24 protein-coding genes are annotated in these 25,512 nt (G+C 62.6%); 11 read left to right on the forward strand and 13 right to left on the reverse strand.

What is annotated here, in order from left to right; genetic code table 11:
- Positions 1-100: 100 nt before the first annotated feature.
- Genes ACFWXH_RS09110 through ACFWXH_RS09120 form a run of 3 tightly spaced genes read left to right on the forward strand, consistent with a single transcriptional unit; the run spans position 101 to position 2,047 of the window.
- Positions 101-1,075 (forward strand): MBL fold metallo-hydrolase, encoded by a 975-nt coding sequence (locus ACFWXH_RS09110; RefSeq protein WP_379119446.1) that lies wholly within the window; start codon positions 101-103, stop codon positions 1,073-1,075.
- 42 nt (positions 1,076-1,117) lie between these two features.
- Positions 1,118-1,558, forward strand: a complete 441-nt coding sequence (locus tag ACFWXH_RS09115; protein ID WP_379120882.1) for a tetratricopeptide repeat protein — start codon at positions 1,118-1,120, stop codon at positions 1,556-1,558.
- 57 nt (positions 1,559-1,615) lie between these two features.
- Positions 1,616-2,047 (forward strand): DoxX family protein, encoded by a 432-nt coding sequence (locus ACFWXH_RS09120; RefSeq protein ID WP_379119448.1) that lies wholly within the window; start codon positions 1,616-1,618, stop codon positions 2,045-2,047.
- A 61-nt stretch (positions 2,048-2,108) separates the two neighbouring features.
- Here ACFWXH_RS09120 and ACFWXH_RS09125 read toward each other — a convergent pair whose 3' ends face one another.
- The 3 genes from ACFWXH_RS09125 to ACFWXH_RS09135 form a co-directional block, all read right to left on the reverse strand.
- Positions 2,109-2,594: a heme-binding protein gene (locus tag ACFWXH_RS09125; RefSeq protein WP_379119450.1), complete on the reverse strand. Its 486-nt coding sequence runs from the start codon at positions 2,592-2,594 to the stop codon at positions 2,109-2,111.
- Between the two features lie 87 nt (positions 2,595-2,681).
- Complete coding sequence (locus tag ACFWXH_RS09130; protein ID WP_379119452.1) at positions 2,682-3,290, reverse strand: response regulator transcription factor; 609 nt, start codon at positions 3,288-3,290, stop codon at positions 2,682-2,684.
- Positions 3,287-4,828, reverse strand: coding sequence for a sensor histidine kinase (locus ACFWXH_RS09135; RefSeq protein ID WP_379119454.1), 1,542 nt, complete (start codon positions 4,826-4,828; stop codon positions 3,287-3,289). Before ACFWXH_RS09135 ends, ACFWXH_RS09130 begins: the two co-directional genes overlap by 4 nt.
- Before the next feature lie 203 nt (positions 4,829-5,031).
- Between ACFWXH_RS09135 and ACFWXH_RS09140 the strand changes: the two genes are divergently transcribed.
- The 4 genes from ACFWXH_RS09140 (at position 5,032) to ACFWXH_RS09155 (ending at position 9,812) form a co-directional block, all read left to right on the forward strand.
- Positions 5,032-6,060, forward strand: coding sequence for an amino acid ABC transporter substrate-binding protein (locus tag ACFWXH_RS09140; RefSeq protein ID WP_379119456.1), 1,029 nt, complete (start codon positions 5,032-5,034; stop codon positions 6,058-6,060).
- A 74-nt stretch (positions 6,061-6,134) separates the two neighbouring features.
- Positions 6,135-7,298 (forward strand): amino acid ABC transporter permease, encoded by a 1,164-nt coding sequence (locus ACFWXH_RS09145; RefSeq protein ID WP_379119458.1) that lies wholly within the window; start codon positions 6,135-6,137, stop codon positions 7,296-7,298.
- A complete protein-coding gene (locus tag ACFWXH_RS09150) occupies positions 7,295-8,377 on the forward strand; it encodes an amino acid ABC transporter permease (RefSeq protein WP_379119461.1) in 1,083 nt (360 codons plus the stop codon). Before ACFWXH_RS09145 ends, ACFWXH_RS09150 begins: the two co-directional genes overlap by 4 nt.
- Positions 8,370-9,812, forward strand: coding sequence for an amidohydrolase family protein (locus ACFWXH_RS09155; protein WP_379119463.1), 1,443 nt, complete (start codon positions 8,370-8,372; stop codon positions 9,810-9,812). The genes ACFWXH_RS09150 and ACFWXH_RS09155 overlap by 8 nt, the downstream gene beginning before the upstream one ends.
- A gap of 141 nt (positions 9,813-9,953) precedes the next feature.
- On the opposite strand, the gene ACFWXH_RS09160 is transcribed toward ACFWXH_RS09155, so the two are convergent.
- On the reverse strand, positions 9,954-11,519 hold the full coding sequence (locus ACFWXH_RS09160; protein ID WP_379119465.1) for an ABC transporter substrate-binding protein: 1,566 nt from the start codon (positions 11,517-11,519) through the stop codon (positions 9,954-9,956).
- Between the two features lie 133 nt (positions 11,520-11,652).
- Here ACFWXH_RS09160 and ACFWXH_RS09165 point away from each other — a divergent pair, with 133 nt between their 5' ends.
- Positions 11,653-13,125 carry an amidohydrolase family protein gene (locus ACFWXH_RS09165; protein ID WP_379119467.1) on the forward strand — a complete coding sequence of 491 codons (1,473 nt, stop codon included), beginning with the start codon at positions 11,653-11,655 and terminating at the stop codon, positions 13,123-13,125.
- A 108-nt stretch (positions 13,126-13,233) separates the two neighbouring features.
- Here ACFWXH_RS09165 and ACFWXH_RS09170 read toward each other — a convergent pair whose 3' ends face one another.
- Together ACFWXH_RS09170 and ACFWXH_RS09175 are read right to left on the reverse strand one after the other, a co-directional pair.
- Complete coding sequence (locus ACFWXH_RS09170; protein WP_379119469.1) at positions 13,234-13,980, reverse strand: aspartate/glutamate racemase family protein; 747 nt, start codon at positions 13,978-13,980, stop codon at positions 13,234-13,236.
- Position 13,981: 1 nt separating this feature from the next.
- Entirely contained in the window at positions 13,982-14,620 is a 639-nt protein-coding gene (locus ACFWXH_RS09175; protein WP_379119471.1) for a flavin reductase family protein, read from the reverse strand.
- Positions 14,621-14,756: 136 nt separating this feature from the next.
- On the opposite strand from ACFWXH_RS09175, the gene ACFWXH_RS09180 reads away from it, so the two are divergent.
- Positions 14,757-15,434, forward strand: a complete 678-nt coding sequence (locus ACFWXH_RS09180) for a GntR family transcriptional regulator (RefSeq protein WP_054308372.1) — start codon at positions 14,757-14,759, stop codon at positions 15,432-15,434.
- Between the two features lie 11 nt (positions 15,435-15,445).
- Here ACFWXH_RS09180 and ACFWXH_RS09185 read toward each other — a convergent pair whose 3' ends face one another.
- The 7 genes from ACFWXH_RS09185 to ACFWXH_RS09215 all read right to left on the reverse strand — a co-directional run bounded on the left by ACFWXH_RS09185 (position 15,446) and on the right by ACFWXH_RS09215 (position 23,259).
- The gene (locus ACFWXH_RS09185; protein WP_379119474.1) at positions 15,446-16,426 is read right to left on the reverse strand and encodes an ABC transporter ATP-binding protein; all 981 of its coding nucleotides are present in this window, start codon (positions 16,424-16,426) and stop codon (positions 15,446-15,448) included.
- Entirely contained in the window at positions 16,423-17,406 is a 984-nt protein-coding gene (locus ACFWXH_RS09190) for an ABC transporter ATP-binding protein (RefSeq protein ID WP_379119476.1), read from the reverse strand. The genes ACFWXH_RS09185 and ACFWXH_RS09190 overlap by 4 nt, the downstream gene beginning before the upstream one ends.
- The gene (locus ACFWXH_RS09195; RefSeq protein ID WP_379119478.1) at positions 17,399-18,895 is read right to left on the reverse strand and encodes an amidohydrolase family protein; all 1,497 of its coding nucleotides are present in this window, start codon (positions 18,893-18,895) and stop codon (positions 17,399-17,401) included. Before ACFWXH_RS09195 ends, ACFWXH_RS09190 begins: the two co-directional genes overlap by 8 nt.
- On the reverse strand, positions 18,892-20,085 hold the full coding sequence (locus ACFWXH_RS09200; protein WP_379119480.1) for an amidohydrolase family protein: 1,194 nt from the start codon (positions 20,083-20,085) through the stop codon (positions 18,892-18,894). Before ACFWXH_RS09200 ends, ACFWXH_RS09195 begins: the two co-directional genes overlap by 4 nt.
- A gap of 4 nt (positions 20,086-20,089) precedes the next feature.
- Positions 20,090-21,040: an ABC transporter permease gene (locus ACFWXH_RS09205; protein WP_379119482.1), complete on the reverse strand. Its 951-nt coding sequence runs from the start codon at positions 21,038-21,040 to the stop codon at positions 20,090-20,092.
- A 12-nt stretch (positions 21,041-21,052) separates the two neighbouring features.
- Complete coding sequence (locus tag ACFWXH_RS09210; RefSeq protein WP_054308367.1) at positions 21,053-22,021, reverse strand: ABC transporter permease; 969 nt, start codon at positions 22,019-22,021, stop codon at positions 21,053-21,055.
- A gap of 443 nt (positions 22,022-22,464) precedes the next feature.
- Complete coding sequence (locus ACFWXH_RS09215; protein WP_379119484.1) at positions 22,465-23,259, reverse strand: AraC family transcriptional regulator; 795 nt, start codon at positions 23,257-23,259, stop codon at positions 22,465-22,467.
- Between the two features lie 152 nt (positions 23,260-23,411).
- Between ACFWXH_RS09215 and ACFWXH_RS09220 the strand changes: the two genes are divergently transcribed.
- Together ACFWXH_RS09220 and ACFWXH_RS09225 are read left to right on the forward strand one after the other, a co-directional pair.
- Complete coding sequence (locus ACFWXH_RS09220) at positions 23,412-24,587, forward strand: amidohydrolase (RefSeq protein ID WP_379119486.1); 1,176 nt, start codon at positions 23,412-23,414, stop codon at positions 24,585-24,587.
- Positions 24,588-24,738: 151 nt separating this feature from the next.
- A complete protein-coding gene (locus tag ACFWXH_RS09225) occupies positions 24,739-25,464 on the forward strand; it encodes a LuxR C-terminal-related transcriptional regulator (protein ID WP_379119488.1) in 726 nt (241 codons plus the stop codon).
- Positions 25,465-25,512: the final 48 nt, after the last annotated feature.

Here is a 25,512-nt window from a genome sequence, read left to right on the forward strand (position 1 = left end):
TCACGGTCGGGAATAAATCCGGAAGGCGGCAGGTCTTGTCACCAGGGTGAATGATCATCCGGCCGCTTTCAAATCGTTGCATCAGACAAGAGAGATCACGATGTTCAACATGACACGTCGCATGGTGCTCGGATCCGCAGCTGCCGCTACGGCTTTCGGGATTGCTGGAAAGCTTGAATTCATTGCTCCGGCATCGGCTGCGGCTCCGATAGAGCCGACAGTCGGATTCTATCGCTACAAAGTCGGCTCGGTCGAAGTCACGGCCATCTATGACGGCATCTGGCGCAAGCCGCACGATCCGGCCTTCATCGCCAACGCCTCGGTCGACGACACGAAGGCCGCGCTGGCAAAAGCGGGCCTGCCGACCGATTTCATGCCCATCCCACTCACTGTCGTTGTGCTCAAGATCGGCGACAAGCTGATCATGATGGATGCGGGATCGGGCGTCGGCCAGTGGCAGGCCAATGCTACCCATCTGCCGGCCAACATGGCCGCCGCCGGCATCGACTACAAGGCGATCGATACCATCATGATTTCGCATTTCCACCCGGACCATGTCTGGGGGCTGATGGAAAAGGGTAGCAACGCTCCGGTATTCCCCAACGCTGAACTGACCGTCAATGCCAAGGAATACAAGTGGTGGACGGATCCCGGTCGCGTCGAACAACTGCCCGCGGGTCGTAAGCCCGCCGGAAAGCGCATCGCCGAGAATTTTCCGAAGTGGAAGAACTGGAAACTGGTCGAGGACGGTGCTGAAGTCGCTCCTGGGATACAGCTGATTGCGGCACCCGGACATACGCCCGGCCATTCGGTTTTCCTTGTGGCATCGGGCAACGAGCAGTTCCTTGTCTCCGCCGACACGATGTATGTGCCGGCGCTGCTTGCCCCGCATCCGGAATGGCAAGGCAGCTACGACCAGGACGGCCCGACCGCGATCGCCACCCGTCACAAGCTTATCGACCGGGTCATAGCCGACAAGATCAGGATCAGCGGCTCCCATTTTCCGTTCCCGGGAACCGGTTCCTTCGTCAAGGACGGCAACGCCTATGGCTTCACGCCGACCGTCCAGAGCTGACGGCAAGCAGAAGGAAGAAAGACAATGACAAGGTTTCTTGGAATGCTGGCTGGCATCTGCCTGATGGCAGCCGCGAGCGGGCTGATGCTTCCGCCGGCCTATGCGGTCGACGATATTGAATCGACGGACGCCCCGGACTTGACCGCGGTGAGGGCGAAGATCGACGCGAAGGACTATCAGGGGGCACTCGCGGAACTGCGCGATCTGGCGCAGGACGTGCAACAGCCCGATGTCTACAATCTGCTTGGCTTCACGCTGCGCAAGACAGGCGATTACAGCACCGCGCTCACCTACTACAACAAAGCGCTCGAACTGAAGCCCGACCACAAGGCGGCGCGGGAATATCTCGGCGAACTCTATGTCGAAACAGGCGACATGACAAAGGCCAGGGAGCAGTTGGCCTTGCTGCAAAAGCTCTGCCCGAGCGGCTGCGAGGAGTTGGAAGACCTGCAACAGGCGATCCAGACCAAGGTGACCAAATAAAAGAATGGCGGGCGGACACGAAGGTGCCCGCCCTTCTTGTTCTGGACGGAGCTAGCCATGTCGATGGTAGCAAATACCTGGAAGGTTCATCTGACGGATCTCGTGCTGCTGGCCGGCCGTGTGCTGCTCGCCTTGATCTTCGTGCATGAAGGTTTCGCCCTGGCCTTGAATTTCGCGGGTACGGTGAACGCGATGGCGCGGCTCGGGATCGGTGTCCCACTTGTCGTCGCGACCATCGCGCTGCAGATCGCAGCGGGCCTGTCGGTGGCGTTGGGCCTTCTGACGCGGCTCGGTGCCGTCGCACTCGGCCTGTTCTGCGTCGCCACGGCAGCGCTGTTTCACACGAATTTCGCCAACCACAACGAATTGCTGCATTTCGAAAAGGATCTCGCGATTGCCGGCGGCATGTTCACGCTCGCGATCGCCGGCGCTGGTGGGCTATCCTTGGAAAAATTGGCGGGGCGCGTCCTGAGAAGTTTGCCCATCTGAAGTCCTGTAATGGAGTATGGCCGCCAATGGCGGCCACACGATGTTTACAAGGGAGGGAAGCTTATTCGGCGGCGCCGATGGCCTTCAATCCGGCGGCCGCGCAGTTGGCGTCGATATCGCCCGAAGGAGCGCCACCCACACCGATGCCGCCGACCAGTGCCTTGCCGAACTTGACCGGCAGGCCACCAGCCTGGATCACCATGCGGCTGTCCATATCGCGCATGCCCTCATTGGCCGGCTTGCCGGCGATGAATTCGGCAAGCCCTGCCGTGTCACGGCCGAGTGCTGCCGAAGTGAAGGCCTTGCCCTCAGCGCTTGCGCCGGTGTGTGGGCCGGAATTGTCGCCCTTCAGCAGGACCTTGGTTGCGCCGTCGCGCGCCACGATGGCGACGCTGACATTGTGGCCTTCGGCGACGCAGGCCTTGAGCGCGGCGTCGGCGGCCTTGGTCGCCAGGTCGAGCGGAAGATAAGGGGTCGTCGGCAGTTCCTGCGCGGTTGCGGCAAGCGGGGCGACGACAGTGGCTGCAAGTACGAGAGTGCGGATCATCATGGTCTCCTGTCCAGTTGATGTGGAAAAGATACCGTTCGATCGGTGCAGCCGGTATTCGTAGGGCTTGCGGGCGGCTCCGTAGTTCTACGGAGTTTCACGCCCTTCCAGCCAGAGCCGCGTCATCTCGGCCTGCGATGTCGTGCCGAGCTTGGCGCCGATCGCCGCGCGATGGCTCTCCACGGTACGCGGCGACAGGCCAAGCCCCTCGGCGATCTGCCGGGTGGTGAAGCCCGAGGCGATACGGTCGAGCACCTCGCTCTCTCGCGCGGTCAACGCGGCCAGCAACGTGATCGTTTCCGCCGTTTCGGCGCGCTTGCGCAAGGTGCGTTCCAGAACCTGCTGGCCTTTCTGGATCGCGTCGATCAGATCCTGCTCGTCGATGGGTTTTGACAGGAAATCGACGGCGCCGTTGCGGAAGGCGCGCCGGCAGGCCTCGATGTCGCCATGGCCGGAGATGACGATGGTGGGCCAGTCCACACCTTGTTCCGCCAGTCTTTCCTGCAGCTTCAGCCCTGAAATGACCGGCATGCGGATGTCTAGGATGAGGCAGCCAGGCTCGAGCCGGGCGACCTGTGCCAGAAATGCCTGCGGGTCGGCGAAGCCAGTGACTCTCACATCGACAGTCGAAAGCAGGAGACTGAGCGCGCTGCGCACGGCCTCATCGTCATCGACAAGATAGACAGGACTGCTCATTGCGCTGCCTCCGATTTTTCCCGTCCACGCGGCAGCATCACCCGGAAGGTCGCGCCGGGACCATTGTCGACCAGCACGATTTCGCCGCCAGCACGTTCCACCAAGCGTTGGCTGAGCGAGAGGCCTAATCCGGTGCCGCCTGCGCGGGTTGTGGCGAAGGGCGTGAACAGCTGCGGCTGTATGCTTTCCGAAACGCCGGGACCGTTGTCGCTGACTTCGAAAATGGCTCGAGAGCCGTCGTCCTTCAACCCCATTGTCACGCGTCCAGCACCGTCCTGTTTGCCACCCAGAGCCTCCATTGCGTTGCGCACCAGATTGAATGCGACTTGTTCCATTTCGACCGGGTCTGCGACGACCACAACTGGCCGCTCGGGAAGATGAACATCCAATTGGACGCCGCGCCTTGCCGCTTCCGGTCCAAGCAGCGTCTGTACGTTGGTCAAAGCGCTGCGCAAGTCGAAAGCGGATGCCGGCTCGTGTTGCGGTCGCGACCAGTTGCGGAACCGTTCCAGGATAGCGGAAGCCCGCTTGGCCTGGGTGACGGTATCGTCGAGAACCGGTGCAAGCGCGGTCGGGTCGCCTCTGCTGGCCAGTCGGCGTCCGGCTTGTGCCTGCGCCAGGATGGCGGTGAGCGGTTGCGTCAACTCGTGCGCCATGCCGCTCGCCATTTCGCCAAGTGCATTGACGCGGGAAGCATGGGCAAGGCGTGATTCCAGGGCGCTGAGCCGCGCCTGTTGAACGGCGGCGCGCGCGCGAGCCCGCTGGCGTAATGCGCTCAGGGCGGCGAGGTAGGCAAGGCTGACGGCAAACAGCGTCAGAAGCGTCTGGAGGGGAGGGAGGAGGTCCGTGATTCCAATTTCTACGCCGGTTTCGAGAATGAGAGGCTGGGAGGCGCTGCCGAGCGGCCTCGAAAAACCGATTGCGGTCGGCATGGCGGGCGGCCCGACCACACGCTGCCCATCGGGCAAGGATAGTCGCGTGGTGACGCCAGGCCGCGACCAGAACGGTGTCTCGTCGCTGATCAGCTTGCCAGCGTCGATGCCCAGCATGAGCCCGTAGCGCGCTGCGTCGCTGTTGGGGCTGCGCTTGACCATGATGTAGTGATCGGGACGGCCAGGATGCGGCAGCAGCGCGATATGACCATCAGACGCCAGGGCCGCCTTGCGTACGAGTCCCGCCGCGGCCGGATCGAGCGACATCGTGCCGACGATTTTCGCCTGCGGGTCCAGCGGAACAAGCTGAATCTCGTCGATGCGCGGATAGAAGCGGGCAATGGTCGACGCCACGTCAAGGAACAGATCAAAGCTGCGGCCGTCGGAAGCCACCGCGATGGCCGAAAGCGCCGTCATATGGGCATCGTGCTGATCGGCCCGCTGCGAGGCCAGCCGGTGCAGAACAAAACTCTCCTGGGCAAGTTCGTTGCTGAGCATCCGGTATTGCCAGGCCGCCAATGCGCCGACCGAAACCAGCAGCAGAAGGCACCAGATGAGAATCAGGGTGGCTGGCCTTGCGAGGATGGGGCTTCGACTGCGTGTCATCGGGCCATTGTGGCAGTTTGCGCGCTTTAGCTAAAGGGAACAACCGGTGTCGCCAACCCGAAAGGCTCGGATCACGGTTGCCGCGATTGATTACAATTATTGTCGATTATTTTGTTGAAGAATTGTCGGCAATTTGATTGGATTGCCATGTTGAAAAAAGTGACGGTCGGCGGAGATTCCGTCAGAACCGCTTGGGAGGACAAATGGCACTATTTCGGACGGCACGCCGCATCGCGGCTGCCGCGCTGCTTCTGGGCACTTCCGTTGTCGCGGCGGAAGCCGCGTCGACGCTGGAGACGGTGAAGGCACGCGGCAAACTGATCTGCGGCGTTTCGATGGGGACGACAGGCTTTGCGCTCGCCGATGCGCAGGGCAAGTTTGCGGGTTTCGACGTCGATGTGTGTCGCGCGGTCGCGAGTGCCGTGTTCGGGGATCCGAACAAGGTCGACTTCGTGATGACCAACATCAACACGCGCTTCCAGGTCCTGCAGTCGGGTGAGATCGACATTCTATCGCGCCAGACGACGTTGACCTATTCGCGCGAGGCCTCGCTCGGTATCGATTTCGGCCCGGCGGTGTTTTACGACGGACAGGGCCTGATGGTGGCAAAGAGCCTCGGCATCAACAGCGCCAAGGAACTCGATGGCGCTGCGATCTGCACCTTGCCCGGCACCACGACGGCCCAGAACCTCGCTGACTTCTTCCGCACGACCGGCAAGAAGTTCGAGCTGGTGGTGTTCGAGAACCCGGACGAAAACAACAACGCCTTCTTCTCGGGCCGCTGCGATGCGGTCTCGTCGGACCGCTCCGACCTTGCCTCTATTCGAGCCGGTTCGAAGAGCCCGGGCGACTATGTGATCCTGCCGGAAACCATCTCGAAGGAGCCGCTGGCGCCGGCTGTGCGTCAGAATGATTCCAATTGGCGCGATATCGTCTCCTGGTCGGTCTGGATGATGATGGCTGCGGAGGAAAAGGGCGTCACGCAAGCCAATGTCGACGAGCAGGTCAAAAGCGCGGACCCGGAAATCCAGCGCATGCTGGGTGGGGCGGATGATCTTGGCCCGATGCTCGGCCTCGACAAGAAATGGGGCTACAACATCATCAAGCGGGTCGGCAATTATGCCGAAGTCTTCGACCGCAACCTTGGTGAAAAGACCGCACTCGGCTTGAGCCGCGGCCCGAACACGTTGTGGAACAATGGCGGCCTGCTTTATCCGCCGCCCTTCCGGTAAGCCGATCACCTGATATGGCGCATGTCCGCGGACATGCGCCATACTTCTCAATCCGACCTTAAAGGGAACACGGCGTGTCGCCCATTGTTCTGCTGCGAAACCGGCGTGCCCGTGAACTGGCGTATCAGGTCATCTGCGTTGCGGCGGTCATTGCCGTCGGCTGGTATCTGCTCAGCAATGCGCTCGCCAATCTCGCCAAGCAGGACATAGCGACCGGTTTCGGCTATCTCGGCCGTGAAGCCGGCTTTGTCATCAGCGAGACGCCGATCGCCTACGAGCCCTCGGACAGCTACGCGCGGGCGCTGCTGGTCGGCCTGCTCAACACGGTCAAGGTGGCGCTGCTGGCCATCGTGTTCAGCACCGTCATCGGCACGCTTGTCGGCATTGCGCGCTTGTCCAGCAATCCGCTTCTGTCGCGGCTGATGCTTTTTTACGTCGAAGCGCTACGAAACGTGCCGCTGCTGCTTTACCTGTTCCTCTGGTACTCGGTCATCATCTTCACGCTGCCGCCGGTCAGGCAAGCCATTACGCTGCTGCCTGGCGTCTATGTCTCGAACAGCGGCCTGGTCGTGCCGGCCGTCATCTGGAATTCCGGCTTCTGGGTGGCCGTTGCCGCAGTCGCCATCGGCATTGCCGCCGCCGTCATCTGGTTCAAGGTCGTGCGCCACAGGCGCATCACCACCGGCAAAGCATTACCAGCCTGGCCTGTGGCCCTTGCACTGCTGGTGCTGCCCATCGTCGTGGCCGCACTGCTTTTCGATATCAGCGGCGAAGTCGACTGGCCGATACTCGGCAAGTTTCGCCTGACCGGCGGGGCGCATCTGAAGCCTGAATTCGTCGCTCTGCTTGTCGGCTTGACGCTCAGTGCCTCTGCCAATGTCGCCGAGATCGTGCGCAGCGGCATCCTGGCGATCCGCAAGGGACAGCGCGAGGCGGCGAAGTCTCTCGGTCTCTCGGACGGGCAGGCGATGCGCCTGGTCATCCTGCCGCAGGCGCTCAGGGTGATCGTGCCGCCGCTTACCAATGTCTATGTGACGACGTTCAAGAACAGTTCGCTGGCGATCGCGATCGGTTATCCCGACCTGGTCATGGTCTCCAACACCATCATGAACCAGACCGGGCAAGCGATCGAGCCGATTGCGCTGTTCATGCTGACCTATCTGATCCTCTCGCTCGCCACCTCTGCGGTGATGAACTGGTACAACGGGCATGTCGCGCTCAGGGAACGCCAGTCATGAGCGAACAATCCGCAATGGCAAGCGATAGGGCTCCTCGGCACCGGCAGGGTGGTGGGCTGCATGCCTATTTTGGTACAGTAGGCAATTCGGTCGTCACGCTAATTTGCCTGGCGGTCTTTGCGCTGGCTGCCAAGGCTGTGATCTCCTGGCTGCTGGTCAATGCGGTGTTCACCGGCACGCCGGAAGACTGCAAGGTCGCTTCAGGCGCCTGCTGGCCTTATCTCGCCGACAAGCTGCGCTACATGCTTTTCGGGATCTATCCGTTCGACGAGCAGTGGCGGCCGCTGGCCGCGACGTTGCTGTTCATCGCTGCCATGGCGGTCTCGGGCATCCCACGGCTGTGGGGCCGTCCCTTGATCGCCGGCTGGATCGTACTTTTGCCGCTGCTGTTCGTGCTGATGGCGGGCGGCGTATTCGGCCTGACCACCGTGCCGACGTCGCAATGGGGCGGCCTGCCGCTTTCCTTCATGCTGACCTTTGTCGGGCTCGTCCTGGCCCTCCCGCTCGGTATCCTGCTTGCGCTGGCACGGCTCTCCAATCTGCCGGCCATCCGCATTCTCGCCGTCACCTTCATCGAACTGGTGCGCGGCGTGCCGCTGATCAGCATCCTGTTCATGGCGTCGGTGATGCTGCCTCTGTTCATGCCGGAAGGCGTGACGATCGACAAATTGCTGCGGGCCCAGGTCGCGATCATCCTGTTTGCCGCGGCCTACATCGCCGAGATCGTGCGCGCCGGACTTCAGGCCCTGCCGCGCGGCCAGACCGAGGCCGCCCAGGCGCTCGGGCTCCACTACTGGCAATACACGTTCCTGGTGATCATTCCCCAGGCGCTGAAGACCGTCATTCCACCGCTGGTCTCGCTGTTCATCGGTTTCTTCCAGGACACGACGCTGGTCACCATCGTCGGCCTGCTCGATTTCCTGAACACCGTGCGCACCGCACTGCGCGATCCCAACTGGCAGGGCATCGCGGTGCTGGAAGGCTATCTCTTCGCCGCCGTCGTCTATTTCGTCTTCAGCGCCCTGATGGGTGCTTACAGCCGCTTTCTCGAAAAACGTTTCAGGGTAGGTCATGACTGAGATCACGGTTATCCGCGACGTCGATACCATCGTTGCCTATGACGCGGACAATGACCGGCAGGTCTACCGCCACGGTGGCGACGTCGCCTTCGACGAAACCGGGCTGCTTTGCGTCGGCGGCCGCTTTGAAGGACAGGCGACCACCGAACTCTCCGGCAAAGAGCGTATGGTCATGCCGGGGCTGATCGATATTCATTGCCATTCGCATGACGAGCCCATGGCCAAAAGCATTTTCGAGGATGTCGGCACCGCCGCGCTTTGGGGCCAGGCCATGTACGAATACTCCTCGGTGATCGATGGTGGCGCGGATGCCCGCGCCGCCTGCCTGACCGTCATGCTCGGCGACCTGATGCGTTCGGGCGCGACCACGGTGCTCGACATTGCCGGCATCCATGACGCCTGGCTCGACATCGCGGCGCAAAGCGGTGTGCGTGGTTACCTTGCCCCAGGCTTCCGCCAGGCGAACTGGATGGTCCATGACAGCCACCGCCTCGATTTCGAATGGGATGACCAGGCTGGCCGCGACGCGTTTGCGCGAGCCCTGGATTTCGTCGATCGGGCGAAGGCGCATCCAAGCGGCCGGCTGGATGGCGTCGTTTCGCCGTCGCAGGTCGAGACCTGCCGGCCGGACTTGCTGGCCGATGCCGCCCATGAAGCGCGCAAGCGTGGCATGCGGCTCACCGTCCATGCCGCGCAGACCATGGCCGAGCACGAGGAGCTGGTGCGCCGCACCGGCCTGACTGCCGTGCAGTATCTCGACCAGCTTGGTGTGCTCGGAGCGGACGTCATCATCGGCCACTGCATCTTCACCGACCATCATTCCTGGACGCGGCAGCGCACGCGCGACGATCTCGTTACTTTGGCGGAGCGTAGCACCAGCGTGGCACATTGCCCGGTCACCTTCGCGCGCAGCGGCATGGCGCTGGAGACGCTGGGGGCCTACCGCCGCGCCGGCGTCAATGTCGCCATTGGCACCGACAGCTATCCGTTCAACATGCTGGAAGAGATGCGGCAAGCGCTGATCTGCTCGCGGCTCGGCGGCAGGAGTGTTTTCGATCTCTCGACCGGTGATATCTTCGAGGCGGCGACGCTGGCCGGCGCCCGTGCGCTCGGCCGCTCCGATATCGGCAGGTTGAGCGTCGGCTCCAAGGCGGATCTGGTCGTGGTCGATTTCGATGCGCCGACGATGCGGCCGGTTTACGACCCGTTGCGCAGCCTGCTCCATTGCGCCGCCGAACGTGCGGTGGAGCATGTCTATGTCGACGGGCGATTGACGGTGGACAAGGGCCGGCCGACCGGCATCGACTATGATGGCGCGCTACGCGAAATGCAGGCGTTGCAGGATTGGGCCTGCTCGCGGGCAGGACTTTTCGATCCGCGCGGCCGCAACATCGCGGAGCTGGCGCCCAGATCCCTGCCGGTGATCCAGGGCTGACCTGACGTTCTTCCAGATCGGGGCGTAGGCAGCCCGATCCGTCGTTGTCGGATCGGCAAGATTCTCAGCGTCTAAAGAAATGGCGCTTCACCGGGGGTGAAGCGCCAGGAGTTGAGAGGTACGGTCTCTTGTCGGACCGGATCACTCGCCCATCTGCGTCAGCCAGTGGCGGGGCTTGTTGTCGGCCCGGAAGTCGATGCTCTTGACCTTGCCCTGCATTGCCCAGGCGATCGGCTGCTGATGCAGCGGGATCAGGATCGTGTCATCCTTGGCGATCTTGAGGGCGGCCTCCTCGAGCTGCAGCCGCTTGGCATTGTCCGGCTCCTGAACCGCCTGTTCGACCAGCTTGTCGAGGTCGGGATAGGACCAGCCGCCATAGTTGGAGACGCCAACTTTACCGGTCTTGGTCTCCAGGACCTGGGCGAGCAGGGAGTAGGCGTCAAGCGTCGGCTCGTTTGCCCAGCTCAGGTTGAAGACGTCGGCCTTGCCGTTCGAACGCTTCGGCGACTGGACGGCGCGCGGCGCGATGTCGATCGTCGGGTCGAAGCCGGCGCGCTTCAGCATGTTGGTGACGCCGGCGCAGAAATCCTCCTCGTTGATGCTCTCGTCATTCGTGCACATGTAGGTGAATTTCAGGCCTTCCTTGCCGGCTTCTGCAAGAAGTTTCTTGGCGCGTGCCGGATCGGCAGGGCTGTAAGTGTCGAGCGACTTGGCGTAGCCGGAGATTTCTGGAGCGATCAAAGAGCCAGACGGGCGGGCGAGGCCACGCATCACCTTCTTGTTGATCAGGTCGCGATCGATAGCGGCTTCAACGGCCTGCCGTACTCGCAGATCGTTGAAGGGATTCTCGCGGCCGTCCTCGAGTTTTTCCTTACGGTTGAAGCCGATGAAGACCGTGCGCAGTTCAGTGCGCTTCTTCACGGTGATGCCCGGCGAGGTTTCGAGCCGGGGAAGATCCTGGATTGGAGCGGAGTCGACCAGATCGACTTCACCGGAGAGCAGTGCGGCCACGCGGGTCGCGGGCGAAGCGATCGGCAGGAACTCGATGCGGTCGATATTGTGCTTTTTCTGGTCCCACCACTTGTCGTTGACGACCATCACGGTCTTGCTGTCCGGCGTGCGGCTCTCCAGCTTGAACGGACCGGTGCCGTTGGTGTTGTGGGTGGCATACCCTTCCGTCTTGGTCGCGACGTCGGTCGGCTTTTCGGTGTTGTTGTCCTTCAACCACTTCGCGCTGAACATGAAGATGTTGGTCATGTCGTTGAGGAACAGGGACGTCGGCGCCGAAACCTCGACATCGACCGTGTAATTGTCGACCTTGGTGCTGTTCACATAAAGCGGGATGTTGCCGCGCAGCGGTGACGTCGGGTCGCTGACGCGCTTGAGCGAGGCGATGACGTCGTCCGCAGTGAAGTCGGCACCGTCATGGAACTTCACGCCTTTGCGCAAGGTGAAGCGCCATTTCTTGTTGTCGATCAGTTTCCATTCCGTCGCGAGCGCCGGCTCGATCTTGAAGTCCGCGTCGTAGCGGACCAGCCCTTCATAGATATGGTTCAGGAAGGCCAGGTTGGCGGTCGAAGGTACAGAATCCGGATCCAGCGAATAGATATCGGCGCGGCTGCCCCAGCGTAGCGTTTCCGCATTGGCCGATGCTGTCAGCGCCACCACGGCCACTGCGCCGGCCAGCAAGCTTTTCAAGCAGGACATGTTCACCTCCCAGGTTCCTCACTCGATTTTCACAATCACTACGCTCGACAAGATTGTCAACAATATTGTTGACGTAAATTGCATAAATCGATAGCAAAATACCTGGTACTGGGAGCGCCTCGGAGGAGAAGACGTGAACGGATTGCTGTTGCTTCACGGAACCATTGTCACCGTTGATGCCGATCGGCGTGTGATCGACGATGGTGCTGTTGCTATCTTGGGCGACAGGATTGTCGACATCGGAACCGCGGAGGACCTCGAACCGCGGCACCAGGACAAGAAGATTGTCGATTGCCGCGGCAAACTCATTGTTCCGGGCATCGTCGATGCACATGGCCATGCCGGACACGCATTGATCCGCTCCGTAGCTGCGGACACCTACTCGCTATGGATGCGGATCGTCACGCCGATCTACTACCACTACGCGACCCGCGATTATTGGTACGCGGACGGACTGGTCGGCGGCCTGGAGCGCTTGCGAGCCGGCGTCACAACCGGGGTGAGCATCATTTCGTCGATGCCCCGAAGCGACGATCCGGCCTTCGCGATCAATCATGCCAGGGCCTATTCCGAGATCGGGCTTCGGGACGTGATCTGCGTCGGTCCGGCCGGATTGCCTTGGCCGCATCCCGTCACGCGCTGGGAGAGCGGCAAGCCCGAGGGACGGCGCGTTTCTTTTGAAGAGATGATCGAAGGAACCGAAGCGACCATCGAGGCACTCAATGGCAGCGCCGACGGGCGCATCGACGTGTTCGTCACGCCCTTTACGATCGTACCGTCGCTCGACCCATCGAACCCGACGACGCCGGATCTTGCGGTCAAGTTGACGGACAACGACCGTATGCAGGCGAGACGAGTGCGCGAAACTGCACGCAAATGGGGCGTCCGCATCCATTCAGACGCGTTCGCAGGCCAGATCCGCATGGCCTTCCAGGACAAGGAAAACGCGCTTCTCGGTCCGGATGTGCATCTGCAGCACTGCTGGGGCGTTTCGCACGAAGAAGTCGATATCCTGGCTGCAACCGGAACGCATGTGACGCATGCGCCGCCCGGTCGCGCCGTGCCGCTCCTGGACATGATGTCGAAAGGCGTGCCGGTGGCGATCACTTCGGATGGCGTTTCGCCGAGCCGGCATTTCGACATGTTCCAGATCGCGCGCCTGGCGCAATTCACGCAGCATCTGCTCAACAACAACGACCGCTACCTGCTGCCGCCGGGCAAGATCTTCGAGATGATCACGATCGATGCCGCGAAGGCGCTGGGCAAGGAGCACGAGATCGGCTCGCTGGAGGTCGGCAAGAAGGCGGACATTGCCATCATCAACATGCGCCAGCCGCACCTCGCTCCCAATTGGATGGTGGTTCACCGGCTGATCCATCAGGTTGTCGGAAGCGATGTCGACACGGTGATCGTCGACGGCAAGGTCCTGATGGAAGAGGGGCGTGTCTTGACCGTGGATGTCGAACAAGCCATCGATTTCGGCGAACGCGAAGCTCAGGCCATGGCGGATCGCGCAGGCCTCAAGGCGCATATGCACGATCCGGGCTGGGGACAGATCAGCCGGACGTTCCGCGAACCCATCGCGTTGCCCGATCCCGGCACTTAAACACGGCCTTCGCTCATGCCTAACTTGCCCCTGCTGGCCGATAAAGGTCGCCGGGTGGCGACTCGATCGATTATGGGGAACTTCAGAAGCAATTCCGTTGGAAGCGCTTTAGACGCTGGCGCGTATCGCCATGCCTTCCATGTGCTCGGCGAACTGGCCCTTCGGGCGCGGATAGTCATAGGCACTGACCTTCGAGGTCGCATAACCGGCACCGACCAGGGCCTCGGCGATCTTCAGAGCCGCGGTGACGCCGTCTATCACGGGAACGCCGGTTGCTGCCGTCAGACGCTCGCACAGGCTCGACATGCCCGCGCAGCCAAGGATGATCGCTTCCGCGCGGTCCTCGGCCTTGGCGCGTTCGATCGTCTCTCTCAACAGTCGTTCAGCGGTTTCAGGATCTTCCTCCAGCCCCAGCACCGGCAGGTCGATGGCGTGGACGGCACGGCAGTGATGGCCGGCGCCGTAGGCCTGAACGATGTCCTCGATGATCGGAACCGAGCGGGGCAGGGTGGTGACGACGGAAAAGCGGCGGCTGATGGTCATAGCAACCTGCACGGCAGCCTGGCAGATGCCGATCACGGGGCCTCTCGCGATTTCTCTGGCTGCGTGCAGGCCGGGATCGTCGAAACAGGCAATCACATAGGCGTCGACGCCCTGCGCCTCGCCTTTGCGGATTTCAAAGAGCATGGCGGGCACCGACAGGGCCTCGTCCGCGGAGCCTTCGATGCTCACCGGGGTTCCCACAGGATTGACCGCGGTCACGCGTGTCCCTGCGCTGGCGACCTTCAGTGCACTGTCCAGCGCCTGTCCGGTCATGGAGGCTGTCGAATTGGGATTGATCAGACGAATATGCACTTTACTGGCCCGCGCGTTTGGCTGTGTTGAGGACCTCCGAGATCGCCGGCGCCTTGAGCACGAACTGACGGTCGGAAGTGATGTAGTTGTCGGCGTGCAGCCGGGCGATCGGCTGATATGTCTCCGGGTTCACGTAGCGGCCTGCTTCGTCGAGACACTCGCGCTGCACATGCATGTGGACGACCTGGCCCAGAACCAGCATACGGCGCGGATATTCGATCAGCCGTTCCACCCGGCACTCGAAGGTGCAGGGTGAGTTGGCGACGAGATCGACATCGATCTGCCTGCAGCGGGCTGTGGGAAGCCCGGATATCTCCAGCTCATCGACATCGGTTTCGAACCCCAGCCCGCACACCAGCATCTGTTGCGATAACGCCATATCGACCATGTTGACCGCGAATTCGCCGGTGCGGCGGATGTTGGCGACAGTATCCTTGTCCTCCCCGGACAGGCGGGGCTGTATGCCAAGAACGACGATGGGGGGCTCGTGCGAGAAGACGTTGAAAAAACTCATCGGCGCGGCATTGCTGCGCCCGGATGCCGAACGCGTGGTCACCAGCGCAATCGGCCGCGGGCCGACAAAATTGGTCAGCAGGCGATATCGCCCGTCCGCCTCGATCTGTGTGAAGTCGAATTCCATTCGAGTCTCCCGCCTACACAAAATATTGTAGACAATTTTTGAATGTATTATCTACAAAAAAAGCTCATGGACCAATGCAAATATTGACTTTTTGTCAGCCTTGGCGGATGTCGATCTGACAGCGGGAAAGAGAGTCATGACCGAACAGGCAGGCATTTCGATACAGCAGATCGTCGAAAAGGTGTGGCTCTCGATCGCTGAGCGTCGGCTGCGCCCCGGCGTGCAGCTCAAGGAAGGCCAGATGGCCGCGATTTTCGACGTCAGCCGCGCGCGCATCCGCCAGGCGCTGGCTGCGCTCGAGCGCGAGGGCCTCGTCACGATCATCCCCAATCGCGGCGCCTTCGTGTGCCAGCCAACCGTGGACGAGGCGAGGGATGTCTTCACCATTCGCCGCTCCGTGGAGAGCCGTGTCGTCGCACGCATCGGCGCTTCGGTGACGAAGGCGGATCTGTCGCGCCTGCGCGGCCATGTCGCCCAGGAGCGAACCGCCAACACCAACGACGCAACCACCGACATCATCAAACTGTCCGGCGGCTTCCATCTTCTCCTTGCCGAGATTTCCGGTTCCGATTTCCTGTTCGGCATGATGCGCGACCTGATCTCGCGCACCTCGCTGATCACGGCCGTCTACCGAAACACGGCACGCTTCAACTGCGGACCGGACGAGCACGCCGAGATCGTCGATGCGATCGCCGCCGGTGACCTCAAGAAGGCTTCGGCACTGATGGAACATCATCTGGAGCATGTGGAGTCCGAGCTGGACCTGAGGGAAGTGCGGGATATGTCCCATGATCTGCGCGCCGCGCTGGCCTAGACGGACGACCTCTACGCATCGTCCGCGAGATGGCAGGCCACGCGCGTGCCGTTTGCAAGGGTTCGCACTTCGGGCAATTCCGTCGAACAGCGCGCCGTCGCGATCGGGCATCTTGGATGGAACGGGCAGCCTGACGGCGGCTTGAGCGGGCTTGGAACTTCGCCGCCGGCGACGATGCGGTCCCGATGCGGCTTCTCGATGTTCGGGATCGTCTGCAGCAGCAGTTGCGTGTAGGGGTGACGCGGTCTGGCGAACAGCGCTTCCGTCTCGCCTTCCTCGACAATGCGGCCGAGATACATGACCGCGATACGGTCCGACATGTGCCGCACCACACTCATGTCGTGGCTAATGAAGAGGTAGGTCAGGCCGAACTGATCCTGAAGGCGCCGCATCAGGTTGAGCACCTGCGCCTGCACGGAAACGTCGAGCGCCGAGGTCGGTTCGTCGCAGACCAGGAATTCGGGTTCGCCGGCAAGTGCCCGCGCGATCGAGATGCGCTGGCGCTGGCCTCCCGAAAATTCATGCGGGAATTTCTCGCCGTCGGAAGCAGACAAGCCCACTGTCTTCAACAGCTCCACCACGCGGTCGTCGATTTCGGCCCTTGTCTTGCGCAGCTTCAATTCGCGGATCGGCTCGGCGACGATGTTCTTCACGCGCCAGCGCGGATTGAGCGAAGCATAGGGGTCCTGGAAGATCATCTGTGCCGACAATGGCTTGCCGTCGTGGCCCGGTGCGAAACGCATCTCGCCGCCGTTCGGCCTGTAGAGACCTGTCACCAGGCGGGCGACCGTGGATTTGCCGCAGCCGCTTTCGCCGACAAGACTGAGGCATCCGCCCAAGGGGACGTCGAAGCTGATATCGCTGACGGCTTGCAGGAACTGTCGCGGCTTGCGCTCGACGACGCGGTTGAGCCAAGGCGCCGAGACGTCGAACGTCTTGACCAGCCGGCTGACCGAGAGCGCCGACGTGTCTTGTGAAGTCATCGCGGTCATGCGGTTCCTCCCGCGTTGAGCCAGCATGCACTGGCGCCTGCGCCGGCCGGCAACAGACCCGGCCGCTCCCGCGTGCAACGTGGGCCGGCTTCCTTGCAGCGCGGGTTGAAGGCGCAACCCGGTGGGATGGCGTCGAGGCGCGGCATCGAGCCGTCGATCTGGTTGAGCCGCTCGACACGCGCGCCGAGTGCCGGGATCGAGGCCATCAAGCCGCGCGTATAGGGATGTTTCGGGGCGCGCAGCACCTGGTCGACCGGGCCGATCTCGATGAGGCGGCCGGCATAGAGGACGGCAACGCGATCGGCCGTTTCGGCAATGACGCCCATGTCGTGGGTCACCAGCATCACCGCGGTTCCTTTCTCCTTGCAGAGTTTGCGCAGGAGCGAGGTGATCTGCGCCTGGATCGAAACGTCGAGCGCGGTGGTCGGCTCGTCGGCGATGATCAGCTTGGGCGAAGCGGCGAGCGCCAGTGCAATCACGACGCGCTGGCGCATGCCGCCGGAGAACTGATGCGGGTACTGGTTGAAACGTTCTTCGGGCGAGGGGATGCCGACATCCTTCAGAAGTGAAATCGCTCGCGCCTTGGCCTCGGCCTTGCCCATGCCGAGATGCTGCCGGATCGTTTCGGTCAGTTGCGCGCCGACTGTGAACAGTGGGTTGAGCGAGGTCAGCGGATCCTGGAAGATCGCGCCGATCTCGCGGCCGCGGATCTTCTCCATCTCGCGGTCGCCCAGATTGTCGATGCGGCGATCCGCCAGCCAGACTTCGCCTTCGGCAATGTGCCCAGGACGCTCCAGCAGCCCCTGGATGGCAAGGCCGGTCATCGACTTGCCCGCACCGGATTCGCCGACCACGCCGAGGATTTCGCCGGGGCGGATTGAAAGGCTGACATCCGAGAGAGCCGTGGCGACGCCACGGCGACCGGGGAACTCGACCTTGAGGCCACGAACCTCAAGCACAGCCTGCTGGGCTTCAGCCATTGGCGTCGACCTCGATGGGATAGCTTGGCGGGAAAATGTCCGAAACCGGTGGGTGGCCCCAGCTGCGGTCAGGATATTTCGCGATCAGGCCCTCATATTGCCGTTGGGCGCGCTCACGCGCTGCCTTCATGTCGATGCCAGCGACTTCGCCAAAACGCATGGACAACCGCCCGTCGACGAACACGGCCTGCGTGACCTTGCCCGAACCGCCGGTGACCAGTGTGGTGATCGGATCCACCGACGGTGCCATCACGGCATCGTCGAGGCCGAACACGGCAATGTCGGCACGGGCGCCTGATGTCAGCCGGCCGAGGTCGTCACGGCCGAGCGCCTTTGCGCCCCCCAGCGTCGCTGCGTCGTACAGGTCGGCGGAGCGCACGCGGTCCGATGCCTTGTCGGCAATGCGGCAGGTGATGAGGCTGACCAGCAGGTTCATCAGCATGTCGGCTGGGGTGGTATCGGTTCCCATCGCGATGTTGATGCCGCGATCCCGGCATTTGGAGAACGAGTTCAGGATGCTGCCGCTGCGCGCCGACACCAGCGAGCAATGCACGATCGAGACGCCATGTTCTGCGTAGAGGCCGAGATCTTCCTCGGTGGCGTTGGTGGCATGCGGCGCGATCAGCCGGTTGTTCAGCAGGCCGGCGCGCGCCAGCCAGACGGGAGCGGTGGTGCCGTGCAATCTGCGTACGGTATCGACCTCCATCGATCCCTGCGCCATATGCAGGCGGATCTTACAGCCAAGCTCGGCAGCGGCCGACTGGGTCTGGCGCAGCAGTTCCTCGGTGCAGGTCTCGACGCGGTCGGGGGCCAGCAGGCCGCGCACCAGGTCGCCGTGGCGGCCGTTCTGCCTGCCGATATAGTCGGCGGCATCGCGAAGCCCGGCCAGGCCGCGCTGTTCGTCAAAGACCGGCACCATCTGGCCGGGTCCCTCGAGCACCATGCCGCCGGCGCGGTAGGCGGGGCTGAGATAGACCCTGAGGCCGAGGTCTCCGGCGGCGTCGGCGGCGGCGTCGAACTCGGCGACCGTCTCGCCCCATTCGCGGTAGAACAGCGAGGCGATGGGTGCTGCCGTGGTGATGCCGTTCAGCAGCAATTGCCCGAAGGCGAAGCGCTTCTGGAAAGCCAGTTCCTCCTGGCTGTACATCTCGTAGGGACCTGCCTCGACATAGGAGCGCGGCCACACACGCCCTTTGGCCCAGCCCGGCTGGTTGTCGATGCCGAGGATGGTGGTGTCGAGATCGGAAAGCGCATCGAGGTCGATGAAACCCGGGCTGACCAGCGCATTGCCGAAATCGACCCGCCTTGCGACTTCGCCTGGGAACTTCGTGCCGACGAACACGACTTCGCCGCCATCGATGACGACCTCGCCATTCGGGATCAGCCGGTGGCCGCCATCACGATGGCCAAGCACCCAGGCTGCCGTGATCAGCGTGCGGCCTTCAGGGCGCTTGCCGAGTTCAAGTGTATCCAGGATCTGTCGTGTCATGGCATGTCCACCGTTGGCTGGCCGTTGCGTGCGGTGATACGTCCGCCCTTGACGACGAGGGGGCGGGGCGCCACGTCGACCACGGCATGCGCCAGCGTCTCGCCGGTCAGGAGCGTGAGGTCGGCGTTGCAGCCCTCTGCCAGGCCGTAACCCTCGATGCGCATGACATCGGCGCCGCCCTGCGAGACGATGTGCAGGAGATGCGCGAGGTCATTGTCGGAGCGCAGTCCGTTCTTCATGCCGACCACCTTGGCACGATCGAGCATGTCGGGCTGACCCCACGGGCCCCAGGTGTCGCGGATGCCGTCGCAGCCGGCGCCGACCCGGATACCGGCTTCCTTCAGCCTCATGATCGAAGGCACGGTCGCCGAGGGCGCGCCGGTGGTCAGGATGGCCACGTCGAGCTCGGCGATCTGGTCGATGAGCTGGCCGACACGCAAGTAGTCGTTCATGCCGAGCGCGAAGGCATGGCTGATCGCCACCTTGCCCTGCATGCCGTTGGCGCGGATGCGTTCGAACATCAGCTCCATGGTGAAGGCACCGAGATCGCCGGTCTCGTGCAAATGGATGTCGATCGGCTTCTGATGTTTCACCGCCAGCGCGAAGATAGCGTCGAGCTGGCCCTTGGGGTCACGGTCGATGCCGCAAGGGTCGATGCCGCCCAGCACTTCGCAGCCTTGCGCCAGCGCCTCGTCGAGCAGTTCCACGGTGCCCGGCATCACCATGACGCCCGATTGCGGGAAGGCGACGATCTCGATGTCGATGATGCCTTTCAGCTTCTCGCGTGTTTCCATGATGCCGTCGACGATCGAGAGGCGATGGGTCGGGTCGATGTCGACATGGCTGCGGATGTGGGTTGCGCCGTGCGCGGCGAGACCGATGGCGTGGCGCATCGACTGGCGATGCGGGTCGATGCCGATGGCGACACGGTTCTCGCGCTCGAAGTCGATGCGTTCACGCAGCACGGCGCGCCGGTTGTTCTCGTGCCAGGGCATGCCCCAGGTCGTCTTGTCGAGATGGGTGTGCGCGTCGATCAGGCCGGGGATGGCGATGGCGCCACCGCCGTCCTCGATCGGCATGCCGGCGTCCGGCTCGAAATGACCGATCCCGGCAATGCGTCCGTCGCGGATCAGCAGATCGCTGGCGGTGCCTCCATAAGGCCGAACGTTGCGGAGCAGCAGATTGGTCATGCACTTACCTCAGTTTCGGATTGAGCACGTCGCGCAGCCAGTCTCCCAGCACATTGACCACGACGACGAGCAGGCAGAGCTGGATCACCGGAAACAGGACGATCCACCACGAGCCGGAGAACAGGAACTGGTTGCCGATACGGATCAGCGTGCCGAGCGACGGCTGGCCGGGCGGCATGCCGATGCCAAGGAAGGAGAGCGTGGCTTCGGTCAGGATGGCCATGCCGAAATTCAGCGTCGCGGCGACCAGCACTGGGGTCAGCGTGTTGGGCAGGATGTGGCGCGCCAGAATCCGGCGCGCCGGAACCCTCAGCAACCGGGCCGCCTGCACATATTCCTTGCTGCGTTCGACGATGGTCTGCGCGCGCACCGTGCGTGCGTATTGCACCCAGGATGATAGTGCGATCGCCAGCACCAGAACCGCGGATGCCCCGATTTCGCGCAGGTCCGAGGGCAGGAGCTGACGAACCACTGTTGAGACGAGGATGGCGATCAGGATCGTCGGGATCGACAGGGTGATGTCGCCGATGCGCATCAGAAAGTTCTCGATGAAACCGCCGAAGAAGCCGGCAACCAGGCCGGCGGTCATGCCGATCAGCAGGGAGAGAGCGACGGAAGCGAGACCGATGACCATCGAGATGCGCGTGCCGTAGAGGATGGCCGAGAGCATGTCGCGGCCCTGCGTGTCGGTGCCGAGGAGATAGGGCCATTCGCCGCCTTCCTGCCATACGGGAGGAAGCTCGGCCTTCCACATGTCGAGCTGCGCCGCATCATACGGGTTCTGCGGCGCGAACCATGGCGCGAACACCGCCGTCACGATCAGGATGGCGAAGATCGCTGCGGCAAGCATGGCGGCCTTCGAGTGGGTGAACGACCACCAGATATCGCTGTCAAGCCAACGCCGCAGCGCGGATGAAGGCTTTGCCGGGGCTGCTTTCGAGATGTCGGTCGTCATCTGGCGGCCTCCTCAGTGCGAGGCGCGCAGGCGCGGATCGATCACGGCATAGGTGATGTCGACCAGCGTGTTCAGCGCGACGAAGATGAAGGAGATGATGCACAGATACGCCGCCATCACCGGGATATCGAGGAAGGTGACGGCCTGGATGAACAGCATGCCCATGCCCGGCCATTGGAACACGGTTTCGGTGATCAGCGCGAAGGCGATCAGCGAACCGACATTCATGGCGGTCATCGTCACCACCGGCATCAGGCAATTGCGCAGTGCGTGGCGGAAATAGATGCGCCAGCGCGGGATGCCGCGGGCCCGGGCGAATTTCACATAATCGGAGCGCAGCACTTCCAGCATTTCGGCGCGCACCAGCCGCATGATCAGCGTGATCTGATAAAGGGAGAGCGCGATGGCCGGCAGAATGAGCGCCGCGCGTCCTGACGGCGTCAGCAAGCCGGTCGACCACCACCCGATCTGTACGACTTCACCCCTTCCGAAAGACGGCGACCAGCCGAGCATGACCGAAAAGACCAGGATGAGCAGGATGCCGACCACGAAACTCGGCAGGGAGACGCCGATGATCGACAGGAATTGCAGGGATTCCGTGTACCATCGCCCTCGCTTGATGGCGGTCAAAACGCCCAGGGGCAGGCCGACGAGCAGGGAAATCAGCGTCGCCACCAGCACGAGCTCAAGCGTTGCCGGGAAACGTTCGCCGATCAGTGTCAGCACGTCCTGGCCATTGCGGTAGGAAACGCCGAAATCGCCACGTGCGGCATTGGCGACGAAGCGTACGAATTGCGTTGCGGTGCTGTCGTTGAGGCCGAGCCGCTCTCGGAGCGCGTCGCGATCCTCCTGGGTCATCGTCTCGCCGGCCATCATCTCGACCGGATCGCCGGCGAGACGGAATATCAGGAAGGCGAGCATGGCAACGGCCAGCATGACCATGATCGCGTTGGCGAGGCGGCTTATCGTGAAGACCAGCATGGGGAACCTCGTCGGGTCGACCTTTGCGGGAGATACGGGATGCGCTTCAGAGGCTCATTGCCCAGCAGTATCGGCTTCTTCCCCGATTGCTCGACATGTAGTGGTCGATCATGAAGCATCCTCCCGGTGTCACTGCGACGATCTTGCTGCCGTCGTTTGTGTCCTGCCATCCGATATTCAGGATGCCGGTATGATTGTCAACTATTTTGTCGACAATTTTGTTATCATTGGGCGACACTGTCCGGATTTTCCGAGGCTGGACCGAGCCGGCAACCAGTCAAGGCAGCTAAGCTGAGATAGTCTCAATCGGGGGAAAGAAGCCGAGTGTGGCTGACGCCGCGCGGCTATCGAGCGGATGACTGCCCGGCTGACTTGTGGAGATGATGCGCGTCGCAGGTGGTGTCATGCCGCCATAATCAAGCTGACAGCGGATGCTGGCTGTCCTACTTCGCCTCGCGAAACGCTCCGGGCGGGAGACCGCGCATGGATTTGAACAGCCGGGTGAGATGGCTCTGGTCGGCAAAGCCGGTCTCGAAGGCGATTTCAGCCAGAGACTTGTCGGTGCGCATCAAGGCCGAGGCGGCATGGATACGGCAGTCGCGCAGGTATTGGCCGGGCGTCATGCCTGACACGCGCTTGAAGTCGCGGATCACCTGGAAGCGGGTAACATGCGCGGCGTCGGCCAGACCGCCGAGATCGAAGGCGCGCGCAAGGTCAGCTTCGATGAGGTCGCGGTAAAGTCCAACGCGCCTGGCTGCTTCACTATCGTCGGCCGAAGGATTGCGGCCGTCACGGTCTGCGAAGCGCCTGGTCAATCCACGCAAGGCCATCAGCATCGCCGTTTCCGCCTCCATCGTCCTGCCCGCAACGGCAAGGCGATGTGCACGAACGAAATCGCTGGCAAGGTCTGGGGCATCGAGAATGCCTTGGCGGAACATCGGCAGATGGCCAAGCTCGAGATCTTCCGCGACCTCGCGCATCAGCTCGGCGCGTGGATAGCAGGTGCGGTAAGCCCAGCCGGCATCGCAGCCCTTCTCGCCGTCATGAGGGTCCTCGGGATTGACGACGATGATCGAACCGGCAGGGGCCAGATAGGCCTGGCGGTTGATGCGCAGCTTCTCGGCGCCTGCGACCACGACGCCGAATACATAGCTGTCATGCGTGTGCAGCGCATAAGCGTGATCGCGGTAGCGTGCGGTCAGCAATTCGAGATCGCCGAGCCCGGCATGCCGCGTCAATCGCGCTTCCTCGAGCCCTGTTTGTTCGCTTGCATAGCCCATCAATGGCAGCCTTCCGGAAACCGGCCCTGCGGTCAATCCCGTTCAAGACGGGGTCTGAGCCCCCATTTAGGGTCGCTGCCATCCTGAGAAAAGCGAACCGCGAGATCATCATGCCCACCAACGATAGAGTTGCCGAAATCGCGCCCGAGGTCATTGCCTGGCGCAAGCACATCCATGCCAATCCTGAACTCGGTTTTGCCGAACGTCAGACCGCCGCGTTCGTCGCTGCAAAACTATCCGAGTTCGGTCTCGCCGTGCATGCCGATGTCAGCCAGACCGCGGTCGTCGCTACACTCACCAAGGGAAACAGCAAACGGGCGATCGCGCTGCGCGCCGAACTCGATGCGTTGCCGATCGAGGAGGCGGCCGATGTCGACTACGCGTCGAAGAACCACGGTGTCATGCATGCCTGCGGCCATGACGGCCACACTGCGATCTTGCTGGGCACCGCGAAACTGCTGGCCGAAAGCGGGGATTTCGATGGCACGGTCGTCTTCATCTTCCAGCCGGCCGAAGAGGTGGTCGGCGGCGGCAAGAAGATGATCGAGGACGGGCTGCTGAAGCGCTTCCCGGTCGAGAAGGTGTTTGCCATCCACAATTGGCCGGGCTTTCCCAAAGGCCAGATCGGCGTGTTGAGCGGCCCTCAAATGGCGGCGGTCGACGATTTCGAGATCCGCTTCCACGGTAGCGGCTGCCATGCGGCGATGCCGCATCTGGGCGATGATCCGGTGCTGGCAGCGGCCAGCTTCATCACCGCGGTGCAGCGCGTGGTCAGCCGCAGTATCGATCCGCTTGCGGCTGCCGTTCTTTCGGTCACGCAGATCCATGGCGGGCGTTTCAACAATTTCGTGCCGACGGAAGCCAAGGTCGAGGGCACTTGCCGTTTCTACGATCCGGGCCTGTCGGACCACTGTGCGGCGGAGATCGAGCGGGTCGCGCAGGCCGTTGCGGCCATGCATGGCGTGGTGGCCGATCTGAACTACAAGCGGGGTTATCCGCCGGTGATCAATCCGGCTGACGGCGCCGGGCTGGCGGCTCTTGCCGGACAGGATACGGTCGGAACCGAGCGTGTCAGCACCGATTTCCAGCCCAGCATGGGCTGCGAGGACTTCGCCTTCCTGCTGCGCGGTGTCGGCAACGGTGCCTATGCCTGGATCGGCGCAGGCGATGTCGGCCCCGGCCAGGGGCTGCACGGTGATCGTTTCGTCTTCGACGATGACATCGTGCCGATCGGCATGCGTTATTTTCTGAATGTCGTGTACCGGGCTTTGCCTAGTGGCGGCTAACGACCAGTTGCTAATGACGATTGCCGGTTCGATGCGGCGGCATCATGGCTTCTCGCAGAAGAAGCGCTTTCGTCAGCCCAGTGCTGTGGACAGGGCCCAATAGCTTATTATAGTCGCCTTCCATGAGCCTGTTGCTGGGGAGGAGCGGGTCATGGGCGTTGTGCTGAGGGACATCACGTCCGACGAAATCCGCCTGTATGGCGATATCGTCGCGCGGCTGGAACGTGTCGGTCCAGGTGCCGATGCGCGCGGCGACGTTCTGGCCGACATCATTCGGCTGGCGCGCTCGGATTTCGGCGCTTCCTATGTCTGGAACGACGGCAAGGGGATTTTCGAGCGCTCGCGCGCCTACCGCATGAGTGAGGCCAATCTCAAAGCCTATGATGACTGGTTCCAGTTCCGCGATCCGATGACGCAGCAGCTGCGGGCGCGCAAACGCGCAACGCCGGTGGAACTCGTCATCCCGCACCGAAGGCTCGAGCACACCGAATTCTTCAACGATTTCCTTTCCCGCGACGGCATGCATCACGGCATCAACCTGTTCGTCTTCGACAACGGCAAGGATCTCGGCGACCTGCGCATCTGGCGCGCCAAGGCGCGGCCGGAGTTCGAGGAGCGCGACGTGGTGCTGCTCGACATGCTCGAGCCGTTCCTGCGGCGAGCACTGTTGCGCGCCACGCTGATCGGCGATGATCTCACGCCGCGCGAGCGCGATGTCGCCGTTTTGGTGGCGCGCGGGTGTACCGACCGCGATATCGCCCGTCTGCTCGGCATCGGTTTCGCCACGGTGCGCACGCATCTCTCGCGCGCGATGGAAAAGCGCGGCTGCGCCAACCGCGCGGAACTGGCCGCCACCGTTTCCCGCTTCGACAATTGATTCAGAGCGGAATGCGATCAAGCTGAGTCGGTATTCCGCTCTGTCTTT

Source organism: Mesorhizobium sp. NPDC059054 (genome assembly GCF_042739215.1).
In the GTDB taxonomy this organism is placed as follows: Bacteria; Pseudomonadota; Alphaproteobacteria; order Rhizobiales; family Rhizobiaceae; genus Mesorhizobium.